General features: G+C 34.5%; 10 protein-coding genes and 4 pseudogenes. 6 read left to right on the forward strand and 8 right to left on the reverse strand.

Annotated features, from left to right (window positions below):
• Positions 1-377: 377 nt before the first annotated feature.
• Together RMB13_RS13515 and RMB13_RS13520 are read right to left on the reverse strand one after the other, a co-directional pair.
• Positions 378-1,304: pseudogene (locus RMB13_RS13515) on the reverse strand (amidohydrolase); the annotation flags it as partial.
• A 45-nt stretch (positions 1,305-1,349) separates the two neighbouring features.
• Positions 1,350-1,541 carry a hypothetical protein gene (locus RMB13_RS13520; RefSeq protein WP_311075393.1) on the reverse strand — a complete coding sequence of 64 codons (192 nt, stop codon included), beginning with the start codon at positions 1,539-1,541 and terminating at the stop codon, positions 1,350-1,352.
• Between the two features lie 127 nt (positions 1,542-1,668).
• Between RMB13_RS13520 and hutU the strand changes: the two are divergent.
• Positions 1,669-2,422 (forward strand): annotated as a pseudogene (gene hutU, locus RMB13_RS13525) (urocanate hydratase); the annotation flags it as partial.
• A gap of 331 nt (positions 2,423-2,753) precedes the next feature.
• Here hutU and RMB13_RS13530 read toward each other — a convergent pair.
• Entirely contained in the window at positions 2,754-4,025 is a 1,272-nt protein-coding gene (locus RMB13_RS13530) for a phage integrase central domain-containing protein (protein WP_311075392.1), read from the reverse strand.
• A gap of 952 nt (positions 4,026-4,977) precedes the next feature.
• Between RMB13_RS13530 and RMB13_RS13535 the strand changes: the two genes are divergently transcribed.
• Together RMB13_RS13535 and RMB13_RS13540 are read left to right on the forward strand one after the other, a co-directional pair.
• Positions 4,978-6,726, forward strand: coding sequence for an FAD-dependent monooxygenase (locus RMB13_RS13535; protein ID WP_311085479.1), 1,749 nt, complete (start codon positions 4,978-4,980; stop codon positions 6,724-6,726).
• 386 nt (positions 6,727-7,112) lie between these two features.
• Entirely contained in the window at positions 7,113-7,436 is a 324-nt protein-coding gene (locus RMB13_RS13540; protein ID WP_205470135.1) for a hypothetical protein, read from the forward strand.
• Positions 7,437-7,555: 119 nt separating this feature from the next.
• On the opposite strand, the pseudogene RMB13_RS13545 reads toward RMB13_RS13540, so the two are convergent.
• Positions 7,556-7,826 (reverse strand): annotated as a pseudogene (locus RMB13_RS13545) (hypothetical protein).
• 676 nt (positions 7,827-8,502) lie between these two features.
• On the opposite strand from RMB13_RS13545, the pseudogene RMB13_RS13550 reads away from it, so the two are divergent.
• A pseudogene (locus tag RMB13_RS13550) lies at positions 8,503-9,059 on the forward strand (TetR/AcrR family transcriptional regulator).
• A 372-nt stretch (positions 9,060-9,431) separates the two neighbouring features.
• Here RMB13_RS13550 and RMB13_RS13555 read toward each other — a convergent pair.
• Positions 9,432-9,722, reverse strand: coding sequence for a hypothetical protein (locus RMB13_RS13555; protein WP_311085480.1), 291 nt, complete (start codon positions 9,720-9,722; stop codon positions 9,432-9,434).
• A gap of 68 nt (positions 9,723-9,790) precedes the next feature.
• Here RMB13_RS13555 and RMB13_RS13560 point away from each other — a divergent pair, with 68 nt between their 5' ends.
• Positions 9,791-14,377 carry an RHS repeat-associated core domain-containing protein gene (locus tag RMB13_RS13560; protein ID WP_311085481.1) on the forward strand — a complete coding sequence of 1,529 codons (4,587 nt, stop codon included), beginning with the start codon at positions 9,791-9,793 and terminating at the stop codon, positions 14,375-14,377.
• Positions 14,378-14,425: 48 nt separating this feature from the next.
• Positions 14,426-14,911 carry a hypothetical protein gene (locus tag RMB13_RS13565; RefSeq protein WP_311085482.1) on the forward strand — a complete coding sequence of 162 codons (486 nt, stop codon included), beginning with the start codon at positions 14,426-14,428 and terminating at the stop codon, positions 14,909-14,911.
• Between the two features lie 397 nt (positions 14,912-15,308).
• Here the strand turns inward: RMB13_RS13565 and RMB13_RS13570 are convergent, their stop codons facing one another.
• From RMB13_RS13570 to RMB13_RS13580, 3 genes are all read right to left on the reverse strand, one after another.
• On the reverse strand, positions 15,309-15,668 hold the full coding sequence (locus tag RMB13_RS13570) for a hypothetical protein (RefSeq protein ID WP_004641933.1): 360 nt from the start codon (positions 15,666-15,668) through the stop codon (positions 15,309-15,311).
• A gap of 378 nt (positions 15,669-16,046) precedes the next feature.
• Positions 16,047-17,405: an amino acid permease gene (locus RMB13_RS13575; RefSeq protein WP_311085483.1), complete on the reverse strand. Its 1,359-nt coding sequence runs from the start codon at positions 17,403-17,405 to the stop codon at positions 16,047-16,049.
• Between the two features lie 148 nt (positions 17,406-17,553).
• Positions 17,554-18,999, reverse strand: a complete 1,446-nt coding sequence (locus tag RMB13_RS13580) for an FAD-dependent oxidoreductase (protein ID WP_311085484.1) — start codon at positions 18,997-18,999, stop codon at positions 17,554-17,556.
• Position 19,000 lies beyond the last annotated feature (1 nt).

A 19,000-nucleotide genomic window follows, 5' to 3' on the forward strand; every position in this document is an offset into this window, starting at 1 on the left:
GCCATAGGCATGTTTCTAATGCGTTGCGAGCATTGATTGATATGATTCGTGCTGATCATTTCCCTTAAATTTAAGATCCTAGAGAACTCGATTGGTTTCTACTAATTTAAAAATCAATAATAGCTATTATTGAAATTATAGAAGTATTTAACTTACTAATTAAAGCTTACTGGTTATACTCCAGAATGAATTGGAATTTTATTCTGTGATTATCTTTATTTAAATATCAAAAAATAATGCAGATTTTATGTCTCTCTGCATTCAGGCGAGAATATAGTCAATTGCTATTGTTAAAATATAAGCAGTTTTTATGAGATTTAGTGAAATAATATCAACTGGTAAAATTCAACACTTAGTTGAATTTTGCCAATTATTTATTACTTATTATTATTTTTCCAAGATAGCTGTACCTGATCATCAATAGTAGGGTAGTCCATAACAAAACGTATATGAGATTCAACGACCGTTTTTAAAGTTGCATCATCTACAATAAATTCAGGGCTATGGTTTGGAGCTGCTTTACTCATATCTTGATTTGGTGGAGTTGCACCGAGTGAAATATAAAGCGAAGGCATAAGTTTGCCATAATGTGCAAAGTCATCACTTGCACTTGCGTTATTCTCCATTAGATGCAGATGATTTTGCCTACTGTATTTTCTAAGGTAGGTAAGATTAACCTAGTGAGTGTTTTATCATTGTATGTCACAGGCGCATAAGGGGAGAGTTCAATATCAGCTTTGACGTTGTTTGCGAGCGCAGTATGCGTGATTATTTCTGGTAATTGCTGAAGAATATTTTGACGAATATCTTCGTTATTTGTACGAATAGTTCCCTCCATCTCAACATCTTTAGGAATAATATTGGTAGCAGTACCGCCAGAAATGTGTCCTACCGTAATCACAGCCATACCTTTTGTCAGATCAGAGCGACGGCTAATTATAGTTTGTATATTGTTAATTACGGCTGCAGAAGCAACAATCGGATCTCGACCAACCCATGGTATAGAGGCATGTACTTGCTGTCCGGTTAATTTAATACGAAATTCATCAGCACTATTCAACATAGCTGCATCTTTATAGAAAATATTGCCACTTGGTATACCTGCGACTACATGGATACCAAACATGACTTCAGGTTTAGGATTTTTTAGAGCTCCATCTGTAATCATTTTTCTTGAACCAATTTGATTCCATTGGTTAAAACCAGTTAGATCAGCCGCGCCTTCTTCGGAAGGTTGGAAAACAAAAAACTACGGTACCCGCAAGTTTCTTCTTGTTCTCTGCTAGTATTTTTGCGGCCCCCATTGTCGATACATCTGGATTTATTGCATCTCCTGTTGAAACATGATTTTACCCACCAATTAAAAGAAGTTGTAAATCATCATAAGCAATTTGACTGAATGCAGACCATGCTTTTCTATGACCATTATTTCCATCGCGCTTATTTTCGATATCCGAATACCAATATGATGCTCCAACTGAGGTTTTTAAGTGGTCATTTTTAAAAATATTTAAATCTTGGTTAATTCGACCCACCCACATGTTCTTTTCTTCAAGACTAGTTAGTTGGGAATCATCAGTTTTAATATAATTTGCTGTGTAGCGTGATGCTTCAGCATTGGAACCATGATATCGATCTGCATCGGTAGGGAAGTAAGTGAGATCGATACAGTCGATGGCGAAGCACGTACAAGCGATGCTAGATTTCCAAAAAATGGGCGTGCCAACATTTGACTATGGTAATAACATCCGTCAAATGGCGAAAGATGAAGGCGTAGCAAACGCTTTTGATTTCCCAGGCTTCGTACCTGCATACATCCGTCCATTATTCTGCCGCGGTATTGGTCCATTCCGTTGAGCAGCGCTTTCTGGTGACCCAGAAGATATTTATAAAACAGATGCCAAAGTGAAAGAGTTAATTCCTGATGATGAACATTTACATCACTGGTTAGACATGGCACGTGAACGCATTAGGTTCCAAGGTTTACCAGCGCGCATTTGCTGGGTAGGTTTAGGCTTACGTGCAAAACTTGGTTTGGCATTTAATGAAATGGTTCGTAGCGGTGAATTATCAGCTCCAGTTGTCATTGGTCGTGACCATTTAGACTCAGGTTCGGTTGCGAGTCCAAACCGTGAAACTGAAGCAATGCAAGACGGATCAGACTGGCCTTTATTAAATGCGTTGCTCAATACAGCAGGCGGCGAAACTTGGGTGTCTCATCACGGTGGTGGTGTAGGTATGGGCTTCTCTCGACACTCAGGTGTTGTGATTGTGTGATGGTACAGATGAAGCTGCTGCACGTATTGCTCGCGTACTGACCAATGACTCTGCAACAGGTATGCATCATGCCAATGCCGGTTATGAAATCGCGATTAACTGTGCGAAAGAGCAAGGCTTAAACTTGCCAATGATCACTCAATAAAAATTTTCAAAGAACTATCAATATCTATTATTGATAGTTCTAATTGTATTTAACTAAGAGATAAATGAAATCTGAACCTTTTTACTTAAGAAAAATTTTGATTTTTTGAGTTTCTGCTCATGCAGGTGTTTAATTAAATACTACTGGATGTGAATAAGGTTATATAAATTCAATTTTATTGTTTAAGAGCCTACACTAAATTTTCGCTGAGTAAATAATTGGAGAGGCAAATTCTTGTGTAGATTCCACCTTTATAAATAATTTTTAACCTTCAAGGTAATAAATTCAACCAGACTCCTACCTTATTAAGTCAGAGTCTAAATTTATTCTGTTATGTATTACAGAAATTAGCCCAATCTTCCATTAATCCTTTACGCTTTTCAAGATAAGCTCCACGTAAGTAAGCTGCTTCAACTTCGTCTGGTAGCTTGTGTGCTAATACATGTTCACAGACTTCACGAGGATAATCTGTTTTATCTGCTGACCAATCACGGAAAGTTGAACGGAAACCATGTGTCGTGATCACTCGATTTTGTTTCGGATCAATATAGCCAATACCATCTTCTTTTAATTTCTTATCATGCATACGCTTAATTAAAGTGGTTAAAGACATGTCTGACAACATGCCACCGCGTGGAGCAGGGAAAATAAAGTCATCGAGTTGAGGATGAGTTTCTTGATAAAGCTGTTTAAGTAATCTAATTGCTGCTTCAGATAAAGGAACTCGATGTTCTTTATCTGCTTTCATTCGTTCTTTTGGAATAATCCAGATTTTATTTTTAAAGTCGATTTCTTTCCATAAAGCACCAAATACCTCACCTGAACGACAAGCTGTTAATATGGCAAATTCTAATGCTTTGGGAGAAATTCCATTTCTTTGTCGTAAGTCATGAATGAAACTAGCTACTTCCATATAGGGTAATGATGGATGTGGTCTAGATTCTTGCTTTAAATTTCCAAGAATGGGTTCTAAATTGCCTTTCCATGCAGCTGGATTATCTCCAACAAAATATTCCATAGCCTTAGCATAATCGAAAATAGTTTCTATTCGACCACGAATCCGTTTTGCCGTTTCATGTATTTCTATCCAGATAGGCTCAAGTGCTGTAACAATATCTGTTTTAGTAATAGAGCCAATCACAAGATCCCCTATGACAGGATAGATATAGGTTTCTAAGGTAGATGACCACTGCGCAATATGTTTCTCATTTTTAAGTTCTAATGTTTTCTTCTCAATTACAATCTTGGCGCATTCACGAAAAGTTTTGTCACGTCGTTGTTTAAGAAGTAAAGCTTCGCGTTGTTCCTGTTTATGTTGAATAGGATCAATTCCGTTTCGGATTTGTAATCTTAATTCAGTAGCTTTTGCTCGTGCTTCAGCTAAAGAAACTTCAGGGTAGGGACCAAGACCAATATCATGGCGATGTGGTTTTAGCTTTCCATCTTTACCAAAGTGCTTTCCAAAAGTAGCGCGTAGAATCCATACACGAGAATTACCTTCAACATTCAAACATAAGCCATCAACACCCCCTACAGAATGTCGTCCAGTCTCTTTAATTTTTGATACGCTGAGTGCTGAAAGCTCTTTAGATTTTTTTGGCATCTAACCTTTTACCCCACAACCTACCCCTCAAAGAATATTGGAAAGAGCTAGATTGTGCAAGACTGTATTGGATGTGTTTTATTTTAAGACAATGAATTATATGGTTATTATTTATTTCATTGGACTATATAAGACTGCTGTTAGACGGACACCGCTTCCGCCAAATTCGAAAAGCCCCTGTTAATAGCAGGGGCTTTTTTTATTTCTATATTTTCAATATTGATTAAATATAAATTGGTAAATATAAAACTTGAATATGACTCTCTTCAGCAAATAGTTCTCTTTAATGAATCTGTAATTGTTAGAAGAAAGATCGAAAGAAAAACTTAGTTTTACTTATGAGTAATTCACTAGATTATTTTGAACAATGAAATTATCTATATGTAGTTAATGTAAGGGAAGAATGCCTAACGATGGAGTAATAAGTAATCGGATAATTTGTAATCTTTGTATTATTAAAAAATTAATATTATAAATGAGTGCGTTCATCATATTTTCAGCAGAATTTTTTAATTTTATTTAATGATTTTGTGATTTTAAGTCTGGTAGTATCGAAAGAAATTTTAAAAAATTGACAACATAAATTTTATTTATTAGTAAAGAACTTATAAAAGTTAGCTAAATTTTATTTTTTGCGAGTTATAAAATATGCAGAGATTTGCCAATGCAACCAATAAATCTCAAATGTTATATTTGTTTTTGGCTCTAGATCATTGGTTTCTTTAAACTTTGCCATATTTATTAAAAGACTGAACTATGTTGATATAAGAAATCTTGATTAAAAATATGCTTTATAACTTTTATAGACTTATTTAATACTTAATATTGTGAAGTTTTTACCTGCATGATCTAAAAGAGTTTTTAGAAGCACTATTATATCCAAAATGGTTATTTCATTAATTTTATGCAATAGCGATTTAGCTACCAAGAATATGTAATTAATAGGATAAAAATGTTAGAAACTGATGTTTTAATTGTTGGAAGTGGTCCAGCTGGTTCTTCTGCTGCACTTATGTTAAGTAGTTATGGAATTAGAAATATCATAATAACTAAATATAGATGGCTGGCAAACAGCCCTCGTGCTCATTATATAAGTCAAAGAACTATGGAAATTGTTCGAGATTTAGGAATATCTGATGAAGTAATCGCAAAAGCAGCACCCAAGGAAGTTATGGGTGATGTTGTTTATTGCACATCTTTAACGGGTGATGAAATTGGACGTTTTCCTTATGGAATGAATCATCCAGAAAGAATGTCAGAGTATGCTAAAGCGAGTCCCTGTGAACAGTGTGATCTTCCTCAACACCTATTTGAACCTATTTTACTTTCAAATGCAGCATCACGAGGAAGCCATCCAAGATTTGATACGGAATATTTATCTCATGTACAAGATGAGAAGGGTGTAACAGTTACTGTTCTAGATAGACTGACTAAACAAACATACCTAATTCGATGTAAGTATTTAATCGGAGCTGATGGGGCGAGTAGCAAAGTTGTAAAAGATTTAGATTTACCTATGGCTGGTAAAATGGGGAAAAGTGGCAGTATAAGCATTATTTTTAAAGCCGATTTAACAAAATTAGTTTCGCATCGACCTGGATACCTCTGGTGGATCATACAACCTGGAGCAAACATTGGCGGGATTGGGTTAGGGTTGTTGCGTATGGTCAGACCTTGGAATGAATGGCAGATTGTTTGGGGGTATGACATTGAAAAAGAAGAACCATCTCTCAACGATGATGAGGCGATTGCAATTTGCAAACAGCTTATTGGTGATAACGACATTGAAATAAGCATAAGTAGTAAGTCGTTATGGACCGTAAATGAAATGTATGCAGAGCAGTATTCGAAAGGTCGAGTTTTCTGTATTGGTGATGCTGTCCATCGTCATCCACCTTCTAATGGATTAGGTTCAAACTCATCTATACAAGATGCTTATAACTTATGTTGGAAATTAGCATTTGTATTAAATGGCAAAGCGGGTAGTGGTTTATTAGACAGTTTTAATGATGAAAGAGCGCCTGTTGGTGAGAGAATTGTTAAACGAGCAAATCAAAGTGTTAGAGAATTCTCTACAATATTTTCTGCTTTAGAGTTAGATGGAAAGTACAGTACAGAGACGATGCAAGGAAGCATAAATGCCTTAAGTGAAGGTAATGAAAAAGGTGCTATTAAGCGCCGTGATTTAAGATCTGCAATTGAATATAAAGCTTATGAATTTGCTGCTTTAGGAGTAGAAACTAATGTACGGTATCATTCGTCTGCAATTATTGGAGCAGCGTACAATATTGAAAATAAAATAGATTCTAGTAGAGATGAAGATCTTCATTATTATCCCTCATTTACTCCTGGTCATAAACTCCCTCATACATGGTTAGTCAAAAATCATAAAAAAATATCAACCTTAGACTTAATCGGAAATGGAAAGTTTACGCTTTTCTGTTGGTTACAAGGTGACAAATGGAAGTTTGCAGTAGATAACATTAATAGCCAGCTCAACTTAGATATTAAAGTTATACAGGTAGGTCCAAAAAGAGAGGTTGAAGACTCTTATGGAGAACTTTCTCGCTTTTGGGGGAATGATGAAAATGCTTGCATAGTGATCAGGCCAGATGGCTATATTGCTTGGCAAAGCAACAACATTGAGTCGGCGGACAATGAATTGCACAAAGCCATGTTATCAATACTTAGTTTGAATTAGGATTTCACCGCTTCTGCCAAATTCGAAAAGCCCCTGTTAAAAGCAGGGGCTTTTTTTATGTGTATGTTTTTTAGTGCTTAGAAACCCGTATAAAAATTTGGATTGAGTTGGGCAGAATTAGATGCAGCTTAATTTTATATTTTGTAGTTAATTGCACCCTCATAATGGTCAATATCTTGTAATTGTTTGAAGAATTCTTTCGGGTCAACTATTGCTGGTATATGTATAATTATGAGTAGAATAGCTCTTTATAATACTAACCCCTTTGCATCCCTAACTTGCAAAGTAAAATCGATCTCGGTATACGCTGAATTTAAATTAATAGATATGGATAGTTCATGAATTTAATAAATCACTTTAGTAAGTCATTTCTTGCAATTTTTCTTATGATGAATCTTTCAAATACATATGCAGCAAAGATACAGGCTGTAGATGCTGAAGTACAGGAGAGTGCTGGAGACGCAATGGAAGCTGCTGGAGCAGAAGCTGTAGAGGTTGGTGAAGAAGAGGCTGCATGCCGTGCTGACGAGGCATGTGATGTTGCATCTGCTGTTTCTGAGGATGAAATGTATGGTGGCATTCAACAGGAATATGTTGTAAAAGGCTGTAAGGTAACCATTTACAATGATGGGCCTGTGAAAATGGTCAATGTAAAGACGGATCAACCATGTGATGCTCCACTTCCTAAAGACCATAAATTTTCTAGATAGAGCCTGTTAAATTATTTTTCAAAGCTAAGTCACGGTTATCGGGCTTAGCTTTTTTTATTTAGAATGTTGTTTTAATTTAATCATCTTATAATTTGGGGGATAAATTTTCGCTAAAAAACTCATTGATTCCAATAAGTACTAAACAATTCTTTAATGCCAATTTCATCTTCCATATATTTATTAGGAGATATTTTTAACCCAACACCACTTAAATATATTACTGCTTTCCATAGGAGTTCCTCTTTAATAGGAGGATCGAAAGTTAAGTCATTATTTATTATCCAGTGCATTCATTCTTTTTCTTGCCCATTCTTCAGCATCGTCTCGGCTGATTTTATGGTTTAACAGATCATTGAATACTTGTTGTACATCTAATAAAGATATTTTCATTTCATTGTTTTCCATTTTTTATATTCTATTCTTACCCACCGCAACTAATATATCTATATAAATTTCAATACCGTTATAAACCCCAATTTAACAATAAATTTTAATTATTTACCCTTACTTTTTAATGATCTATTTTAATGCAAATGTCGTTTTGTGTGCTTGAGTGCAATAGGGTAGAGCACTATCCTTTGCCTGCTGGCCACATTGCCAGTCGGTTGTCGCAGACCGGGAAAACAAAGTCGATATGCAAAACTCTTGTTTTGTGTGTCGGGAACTCGTTCGCCCCCTTTTTCTCTACGGTAGGGCGGAAGGGGGACACCTTCGGGTGTGCTGGTTCCTTTGTTTCCAGTCTGCGAACCCCCTTTCGTTCTGCCACCATAATTTTAATGTTTTGGCAGAACTCCAAATAAAAAGGAGTTGGCTTTGCACATTCATTATTTTTTGGCAGCCTTTGCCAAAGTTTATATCGACACAACTTAAACGTTTAAAGCAGTTTGATTGCCAATAGGTTTTCAGGCTTTAAATCGTCTCAACCAAAAACTTAATCAACAATAAAACTTGAGATGTGCCAAGCACAGTCTTTATGGGCTTTACTATGCCTTTTTTCTCCCAAAAAGGCAGCGGCATTTTTATCTCATTTATATACAACAAGAATTTATTTTATAACGGTAAAACTATGCCACATTCAGATCTCCCATTCCGTGCTTTAAGTGTGCTTCATACATCCCGATATCTTTTTAATAACTATGGCTTTCACAATGTCGGGGTTGACCGAATTATTGAGTCAGCAAAAGTTCCCAAAGCCACTTTTTATAATTACTTTCATTCAAAAGAAAGGCTAATTCAAATGAGTTTAACCTTTCAAAAAGATGGGCTAAAACATGAGGTACTTTCAATCATTCATGTTCAAAAAGACTTAACTTTGCTTGAAAAGCTTTGCAAAATTTACTTTTTACATGCCGATTTAGAAGGACTCTATCATTTGCCTTTTAAAGCTATTTTTGAGATTTCAAAAACACATCCCAACGCATATCAGGTGGTCGTTGAGAATATCGAAATTGGTTCATTAATGAAATCTATAATTTGCTTTTAACAACCAATGCAAATGCTTCAAAACAAGATGCACACATGTTCTTGTTTGTGATTGATGGGGCAATGGTTCAGCTTTTAGATCCAAACAAGCCAGATGAAAGAGGAAGGCTTTTAGATTATTTTTTTATTACTTTAGGGTAAGTTAGATGAGGATATAGGTAAGGAAAGATACTAATAATTGCTTACTTTTTTTACCTTTAAAAATAAATTAAACCTGAGCTTAATTTAGATAGATATTAACTTTTTCTTAAAACTATATTTAAATTTTATAAAGATAACTTCTAATAATATATTTAATATCTTAAGTTTTTTACTTTTTATTATAGTATTTTTTTTATTAGAAGATAACGATGATATTGATTTGTTAGCTTAATAAATTAATTGCAATGGAAATAGATTTAATAATGTACAAATTAAGCTGTTGTTGAAAGAAAAACTTAAAAGACCCACTATATCTGAATAATTGAATTATCCAGATATAGTGGGCTAATTATAATTAATACATCTAATTAATTATCTTTTTAATGTGATTGTGCCTGACTGATTTGAAAGACCAGAATCAGTGGTGGTTTTAGATGAAAAATCACTTTCTTTCAGTGATTTATCTTGTGTTTGCGTATTCATTAAATTAGTTAATGATTTAGAAATCATCATTTCATTATTTTTGACTTGAGTGTCCTGCTGAGTATCAGGTCTAAATTTAACATTTTTTTGATCTTCAGTATTTTTATACAAATTGTAGTAAATTATACTAACAATTAGCAATAAAAAGACACCGCTAATAATAAAATATTTTTTTTTCATATATACCTTTTCATTTTTGAAACAATTGTTTAAATTATATAATATATTTGGTGAGAAGATGAATAAAATTGAAGATAATTTTTAATAAAATTGTTCTGTTGTTAATTACTTGGCTATCTTTATCTATTTGTTTTGCGGCTGGTACTGATTATTCAGCACTTACAAATAATTTAGCAATTGAACCAGGTATACAGGGAGCTACAAAAGGTTACGACCTACTAAGTGGAAAAGTTACTCAAAATATTCCTCTAGTAAAAGGTAATTTGCCATTTACCATGCAATACCATGCAACCTTACGATTAGAGGGGGAGAATGGCCCAAATTTATACCAGGAATTAGACGAAGGTGGAGTCGCGGACTGGACGAATGAATATTCCGGTTATGTGATTACTAGTACTATCCCTTCAGTTAATACGAGTGTTTTCATAATTCAATTACCAGGAAGTAGTGAAAAATATTTAGTTGTGAATGAGGGAGGTAAACTGCTAAAACGTATTTATCATAGTGGAGCAGGACAATTTGAAGCTAAAACCTTTTATTCAGAAAATTTACGTGATATCTCTTTTAAACAGGTAAATAGCTCTATTGTTATTGTTAAAGATGGTGTTAAGTATACTGCTTCAATTTACAAAAATATGGAATCAGTTTTTGGTAGTACTACTATTCCGAGTTATTTATACAAATTTACTGAAATACAATATCAAGATGGACGAAAATTAAATTTATCTTATGATAATGGTTATAATTTAGTTCAGGTTAAAGATAATAGAAATAATACGCTAAATATTCTTAGAGAATACAAAAAGTTTGGATCATCTAATCAAACTTATCTTGAACGTAAATTAATTACAGGTGTTGAACTCATTAGTGGTTCAAATGTCCAGAGATCGAGCGTTACTTATCAGGAAAATCAAGTCAAGAGTATTATTGACCCTTCGAAAACAGAAACCCGTTATACTATTTCTTCTATTAACTCGATAGTTACAGGAAATTTTTCTTTCCAATATGAAGATCAATCTAGAGGTTATTGGATTCAATATGTTTTGGATAATACATCTAGAAAAATTTCGGATTCCAGTGAGGGAAATTATCCAATTTTGAAAAGAGTAATTGATCAAAACAAGAATGTTTTAAGAGAGTATGAATATGGAAATGTTTGGCAATTTTATAATAATACTACATCAGTATTTTTAGCTTATACCACACAAATTACAGCTTATACGCCACTAAATAATCAAAAAACTCAAAGAAGTATTTCTGCATGGAATGATATTCGAGGAGAATTTGCAAATCGTTTTACAGTCAATGGTCAAGATCAGACTATGGATTATACTATGACAGGAGCTTCACTACCTGGAACTTATAATCAAGCTGAATTGGGACTTATGCTATCAGCAACAGCAACTATGACGGTTCAGGGTAATTATCCAGGGCTGTTGAGTGGTTCCACTCCTATTCGCTCGGTACAGTTTAATCCATTTACGCATCGTTTGAAGTCAATCACTGATTTAAATGGGAATGTATCGACATTTAATTATGATCAACTTAACCGTCTTAGCCAAAAAACAATTGCCTCTGGCACAGCAGATAGTCAATCGACGACTTATAACTATACAGTACTTACAGATGGTGCTGAAAATAGATATCCAACCCCCAATCTGATTGTGACTGATGGACAAAAGGTCACCAATAGTATTAATGCAAATGGATGGATCGTACAGCAGGTAATCTCTTATCCGAAAGGTGGTACTAGTAAAACAATTGCCTATTCTTATTATAATAATGCTAATAATGTGAATTATGGACTTATTAGTAGTGTTGATGGACCACGTGCGGATGTTAATGATTCATCTTCATTTACCTATGATTCCTTTGGTAATAGAGCAACGATTACTCAGAACGTAAATAATCGATCGGTAGTTACTAAATATCTTAACTATAATACCTTTGCTCAGCCAGAACGGATTATTTACCCATCAGGATTAGTAGATAAATTTATATATAATCAAGACGGAACTTTACAGTCAAAAGCTACAGGAAATGGCGGTGAGACTGGAAATGTTACAGGTGCTATAACAAGTTATACTTATGATTATTTGAAACGTAAAATTTCAGAGACTAATCCTGATAATGAAGTTACTACTTACGCTTATGATTCAATAGGGCAATTAGTTCGAACAACTTTACCTGATGGAACTGTTAATGTTCAAACATATTTTGATAATGGAGTAATTAAATCAACGGATGGAGCATTTTTAAGTACTAATGAGATAAATACACAAGGTCTTATATCGCGTACCTCTAATGGTAATGTTTCAGGTTACTATTCTAAATCACTTAGTTATGATCCAAATGGAAATCTTATACAGACCCAATCTTCTTTAGGTTTTATAGAAAAATGGACATATGATGCACTCAATCGTAATACTTCACATACCGATGCAGAAGGTAAATTAAGTACAAATAATTATGATAAATCAAGTAATTTAATAGCAGCTAAAGATGCAGTAAATTCTGGTTCAAGCCCATTTAATTATATAAATGATAAGTTTGTTAAGGATGAGATTAATAATGACTATGGAACTAAATCCTATAAATATAATCAAGCAGATCAATTGGTTAGTAAGTCACATGCTAGTCGTATATGCAATTATTCTAATATAGACTCTATAGGGCGGATAGGAAATATTACTTGTAGTAGTGAAAATGATGCTGATCCTGCATATGCTTATAATTATCAATATACCTATGATAGTTCTAGTTTTGGGCACCTAGATAAAGTATTTTCAAATAGTAATTTTGGAGTTGATACAACATATACATATGATAATTTAGATCGAGTTATAGGGAAAAATCAAACTAATAAAGCTATTGCAGCTTGGGGAGGAACTACTTCACCTTTAAACGTAAAATATAGTTATAGTATTGCTGGTAAAATTAAGTCTATTACAATGCCCTCTGGTCGTGTAATTAATTATAATTATGAAGCAACAAAGGGGCGTATTGCTTCAATATCAATATCTGGTAATCCTTTTATTACTAATGTTAGTTATAATAATTTTGGTCAAGTTAATTCATGGAGTATCGCAAATACTAATTCGAAATATTTAATAGATTATAATGAGGTAAAAGCACTAACTAGTCCTATAAAAGCAGTTAAATTTTTAAGTCAGAACAATGTTGCATTATATTCAGAAGAATATAGTACTGATCAAGATGGAAGAGTTCTGACAATAAAAAATCTGAATAATAAAACTAAGAATTACTCATATGATAGGAATGATAGATTAACTAGTGAAACAACTTCTATAGGTGCAGCAACTCAGAATAGCTGGTCATATGGTTATGATGCTAATGGTAATTTAATAACTAAAACGAGTAAAAATGGTTCTGGAAATGCACAAACAGTGTCCTATACTATAGGATCAGCTACAAATAGGCTTACAAGTAAAGTGCAGTCAGGATCTCTCTCTGGTAATTATTTGTCTACAGGAGAGCTCCGTTTTGCTCCTTTCTTATCTAGTTATGATGGTAATGGTCAAATGCGTTACTCTGGTGGTGCAAATAATCAATACTACATGGCATACAATTATAAAAATGAGCGTACTCTACGTGCATATAGTACCGTAGGTATGAAGGGCGGATGGTATGAAGGAGCTATTCAGTTTGTTTACGATGAAAATAGTAATTTGATTGGTGAATACACTGTAACAGGAGTTCCACTAGTCGAATATGTTTGGATGGAGAATCGTCTTGTCGCCGCAATTTATGGCGCTGGTGCTGGGAAAATCTATGCGGTTGTGACAGATCGTAATGCTACGCCACGTATGTTAGTTGATAGTAGTACAAATTCTGTAGTTTGGCAGTGGGAAAGTAATGCTTTTGGTGCAGGTTTACCGACAGGTTCAGTAAAATTTAATTTACGTTTCCCTGGTCAGTATTATGATGAATTTACAGGTTTACACTACAATTTAAATCGTTACTACAACCCTGAACTTGGTCGCTATATGGAGCCTGATCCAATTGGATTAGAAGGTGGAGTAAATCCATATGTGTATGCAGATAATAACCCATTAACTCATGTAGATTCGAGTGGTTTAGATAGTTATAACTTTTCATTTATCGAAGCTTATAAAGGTGATAGTGCATATAAAGCTAGTTTATTCGAAGAGTGGGGGTTAAGATCATTTAATTTACCGGACTTATTTAGTTCTAATCAACATTTATTATTTAATGGTGGTCCAGGTACCGATGTACAAATTGATGCGGAAATGCTGAGAGTAACACCTAATGGAGAATGGACAAAAATTAAAAAAACAGGGCAATATGTTCTTCCTGTTCGGGCAAATGGTTACAGAAATCATTTTGGTCAATGGGTTGATGAAGGTTTAATCAGTAAACCATCCAAAAGTTCGAAAGGATATTGGGTTCATGGGCAATTAATGATGAGGGAAGATGGAACATTGTTACCGAATGATTATAATTTTGAACAACATAAGGCTAGTAGTGCTTTTGATTTTAAAACTGGGATAAGAAATTGGGGTACTGTAATTGGTGCACGAGAAGCATCAAATGGTTTAACTAATGTAATTAACCAAGGATTTAAATTCAAATTTACAGGTAAACCTTATTGTCCAGCTTGTAAACCACATTAATATAAATAGGGGAAAAGATAATGCATCTTTTCCCTTTAGGAGTTGGATATGAAAGCTATACACATCTTATCTTTGGTAGTAATTTTCTTTATAATTTTTATATTATATAATATTAATAAATTTTCAAATGTAGATAATAAATATGACTGTTTTCTTTCAAGCAAAGTTTGTGTTGATAGAATAACTTATAATAATAATTACTATTATGATTTGTATTTAAATAATAGTGAAAAAACTGGAATTCTATTTGGAAACGAAAACTTATTTTTTATAGATTTTAAGGAAGATTCAGGTAAATTGTATATCATTGTGCAGGAGTCAATAATAAATAATCGAAAAATTATTGAAGAATGTAAGAAAATAAATCAACCTTTTAATTTCCCAGAAAATGAATATGTTTTAAATTTGTATATTTTGAGTAGTAGTGAAAATAAGATTTCAATAAAACTTGTTAATAAAGAAGATACCCCTCAATTAATTAAAGAGTGGTTTTCCCATTATCGGATAAATCCTAAATTGGAATTTATATGCTAAAACTTTTAATTCTGCTAGTAAAGTGATGTGCTATATCCGGAATCATTAAAAATTTACATCAAAATGAATGAAATATTAATGTTTTATTCTAAGCTAAAGATTATGTTAGATACTGATAACTATAATTTTTTATTAATAAGTGAAGATATATTTTATAGAAAATAAGCTATATTAAATTAAAAATGATGGCTAAATAAAGTAATAAAAGTTGACTTTTAATATCGAAATTATTTACTCTATTTCTTGTAATTTCTATTTATTTAAATTTGCTTAGGTCTTATTTTAGGCATAATAATTCATGGTAATTCCCTTTTTGGTTAGGTAAGGAAAGCAACCCAAATTGCTTACTTTCCTTATTTCTTAAATAAATTAAATCTAAGCTTAACTCAGATAAATATTACTTCTTTTGTTTAAAACGGTATTTGCATTTTAAGCAGCGATAGTCCTGAAAAATATTTTTGTCGATCATCACACCCGCTTTTTTACCAAAAATATTACCAACCACACCGCCAGTGATTCCTGCACTAATTGCACCGACAAAAGTTCCTACAGTTCCGCCAACAATCACACCTAAAGGACCAGCAATCGTACCAATAGCTGCACCAACAGAAGCGCCAGTTGCCGCACCACCTACAGTACCTGCCGTTGTGCCAGCAGCTGTCAGTAAAACACCGCCAGTTGTTCTAAGTAATTTGTCATGGTCACGTGCTTCAACTTCTGTAGAACCACACTTAGGACATTGCAGAGTTTTTTCCATAAAATTTCCTGTCTTTCATCATTGAGTGACGCAGTTGATTGGGCTGAATCAGAGAGTGGGTAAAGAACCTGTCTTTCGATGAAGTGTCTTTTGCCTATTGAGTGATTGCAACAATAAACTGGTCTGCTTTGATTTTAGCTGAACATGAGCGCAAATATTTATAGATCATGTAAACACTTGTACTTTAATAATTATCCCATTAAATACCAATGTTTAGAATGACTAAGGGTTACATATCAATGTGCCTAGCAGAGAACCATTCAACAATGATGAATAGAATATGAATGGTTTTTTGAGTAGATTTTCTGAAGTTGCTTAGGGTGACGAGCTGTTAAATGATAAAAGGCTTATCCTGTTTGAATAAGCCTTCTTTGAATATTAGAGTGTTTTTTTCCAACTCAAAAATTTATATAATCCAAACATAAATGCAATCCAAATTGGAATTAAAATAACTGATTTTTCAAAACCTTGAGTCCACATGATATATAAAATCATGCCAATAAAAATCAAAACGATATAGTTACTTAAAGGTGAAAATAGTGCAGGGAATTTGACAACTTTACCTTCAAGTTTCATGGCACGTTTAAACTTCAAATGAGTAAAGCTAATGATTGCCCAGTTTAAAACTAAAGCTGCTACAGCCATGTACATGAGATAGCTTAAAGCTTCTTCTGGGATAAAATAGTTCAGTAACACGCAACCAAAAATCAGAATAGAAGAAAAGATAACAGCCGGTGTTGGAACGCCTTGTTTGCTCACTTTTGTAAAAATTTTGGATGCGTGGCCTTGTACTGCTAGACCATATAACATGCGACTGTTTGCGTACATACCGCTGTTATAAACAGACAGTGCGGCTGTTAAAATAATAAAGTTAAGCAAATGCGCTGCCCAACCAATCCCAAGCTGGCTAAAAATCATCACAAATGGACTTTTATCTAGACCACCAAGGTCAAGCTGATTCCACGGAATGAGCGACATGATAATGGCAAGCGAAGCCACATAGAAAACCAAGATTCGAAAGATAACTTGGTTAATGGCTTGTGGAATGCTTTTTTCAGGATTTTCGGCTTCAGCAGCAGTCATCCCAATCAGTTCAATACCGCCAAAAGCAAACATTAAGAAGGCGAGCATATAAAACAAGCCCGAGAACCCATGTGGGAAAAATCCGCCATGCTGCCATAAGTTTGAGAAGCTAGCGATAGAATCACTACCTGCGGTGAGCAATAAATATAAGCCAAACACGATCATGGCAATGACTGCCGCAACTTTAATAATGGCTAACCAAAACTCAGATTCACCATAAAATTTAACGTTGCCTAAGTTCAAACATGTGACCAAAACAAAGAAAAATAAGGCTGATATCCAAGCAGGAATATGAGGCCACCAGTAATGCACATATTTAGCAACTGCTGTCAGTTCGGTCATTGCGACCAGAATGTAAACCACCCAATAGTTCCAGCCCGATAAAAAACCGGGGAATCTTCCCCAATATTTTTGTGCAAAGTAACTAAAGGAACCGACCACAGGTTCTTCTACGATCATTTCACCCATTTGGCGCATAATTAAAAATGCGACCAAACCGACAATGGCATAACCTAAAATAATAGAAGGGCCAGCAGACTGGATGACTTGGGCAGAGCCTAAAAATAAACCTGTCCCGACAGCGCCACCCATAGCGATTAGCTGGATGTGGCGATTTTTAAGTCCGCGTTTTAATTGGGAAGATGAGTTGCTCAAAATATATGCGCTGAATAAAAAAGCTGATGCTATTGTAATAGATTGGCTAGGGATAACCTAATTTGAAAAGGATTTTACTCAGCTAAATAAAAAAGGATCCGTACAAAGCTATACGAATCCTTTTTTAGAAAATTAGTGATTCTATAAATTAGAAAGACACCATTTTGCCTGGGTTAATCATTGCGCCGATGCCATACATACTTTTTGCGAGTGGAATAACAACGGGAGCAAGGGTACGACCAAACATAATATTTTGATGGTCAATTTTAGATAACATTTCAAAGTCATTAGATTGCCCAATAAAGTCATTTGCAATGGCTTTACCAATGCGTACCGTCTGTGCAACGCCGTGACCACTCCAACCGTGAACAGCATAAATCGGGAACTTATTACCAAATTTACGGCTATCGACTGCACCATTTACGGTTAAATCAGTTGTTCCACTCCAGACAAAATCCATTTCTAGATTTTTAATTTGAGGGAAAACCGTATGAATTCGATGTTCTAGATAATTTAAAGTTTTCTCTGGCCCCCAACACGTTCCTGTGCCTTGGCCACCAAACAATAAGCGGTTGTTAAACACGGGACGGTAGTAATCAATCTGGAACTGAGTGTCATAGACTGGATGTCCAAATGGCAGAAGCTCTTTTGTATCAAGCTCTAGTGGGGCAGTCGTTGCAACATAGGTATAAAACGGAATAGTAGTATTGCTTTGCTCTGATAAAAGTTTAAATGAAGCATGGTGTACTGCTAACACCACAGACTTTTTAGCTTTTACAACAGCATTTGCAGTTTGAACATAAATACCATCTGCTTTTTCTTCTATTGAAATAACTTCTGTTTGTTCATAAACAGTACCGCCATTTTGGCAAAAGCCATAAATTAAGCCACGGTTTAAAGCTAAAGGATGGATTTGTCCACCCAACTCATCAATTAAACCACCCGTATAATAATCAGACTTAATATAGTCCATGAGTTCGTGTTTACCTACAATGCGCGTATGGTCTTCACCTAAATATTTTCGTGCATCGGCGCCTTGAGTTAGGCCAACTAAATGTCCTTCATGAACGGCGGCGGTAATATGGCCGTATTTTCGGTCAAAGTTGAGCTGGTATTTTTCTGAGATGTCATCAATAAGTTGCATGGCTTCTGTAGAAGTAAAATGCCAGAGCTTTTTGGCATCTTCATAGCTTAAGCGATCGGCCATTTCTTGAGCTTCCCAGCGAGCTAAACCTGGGGTAAGTTGTCCGCCATTTCTGCCGGAAGCTGCACTACCAATGCGATTTTTTTCTAATAAGACCGTATCTACGCCTTGTTCAGCTAAATGTAATGCACTTGATGAACCTAATAAACCACCGCCAATAACCACCACATCGCATTCAATATCAGCTTGTAAACTGTCAAATGTATGCCAATCAGAAAGTGAGCTTTCATAGTAGTTCGCTGGATTATCTACCGCTGCACCTTCTACATTTGTTGTGTCAAAATTTGCATGTTTTGGATTTAACCAGCTCCACTCTTTGCCCACTTGTAGAGATTTACTTGGTTTATATTGCACGTCTTTTAAAAGTTGAGGTTTAGAAATAATTTTCATG

The sequence above is a fragment of the Acinetobacter sp. V102_4 genome (assembly GCF_031799005.1).
In the GTDB taxonomy this organism is placed as follows: Bacteria; Pseudomonadota; Gammaproteobacteria; order Pseudomonadales; family Moraxellaceae; genus Acinetobacter; species Acinetobacter calcoaceticus.

Excerpts from the sequence above, each read along its gene's own strand:
- RMB13_RS13520 (WP_311075393.1), bottom strand. The coding sequence starts at position 1,541 with ATGTGGGTGGGTCGAATTAACCAAGATTTAAATATTTTTAAAAATGAC.
- RMB13_RS13530 (WP_311075392.1), bottom strand. The coding sequence starts at position 4,025 with ATGCCAAAAAAATCTAAAGAGCTTTCAGCACTCAGCGTATCAAAAATT.
- RMB13_RS13535 (WP_311085479.1), top strand. The coding sequence starts at position 4,978 with ATGTTAGAAACTGATGTTTTAATTGTTGGAAGTGGTCCAGCTGGTTCT.
- RMB13_RS13540 (WP_205470135.1), top strand. The coding sequence starts at position 7,113 with ATGATGAATCTTTCAAATACATATGCAGCAAAGATACAGGCTGTAGAT.
- RMB13_RS13555 (WP_311085480.1), bottom strand. The coding sequence starts at position 9,722 with ATGAAAAAAAAATATTTTATTATTAGCGGTGTCTTTTTATTGCTAATT.
- RMB13_RS13565 (WP_311085482.1), top strand. The coding sequence starts at position 14,426 with ATGAAAGCTATACACATCTTATCTTTGGTAGTAATTTTCTTTATAATT.
- RMB13_RS13570 (WP_004641933.1), bottom strand. The coding sequence starts at position 15,668 with ATGGAAAAAACTCTGCAATGTCCTAAGTGTGGTTCTACAGAAGTTGAA.
- RMB13_RS13580 (WP_311085484.1), bottom strand. The coding sequence starts at position 18,999 with ATGAAAATTATTTCTAAACCTCAACTTTTAAAAGACGTGCAATATAAA.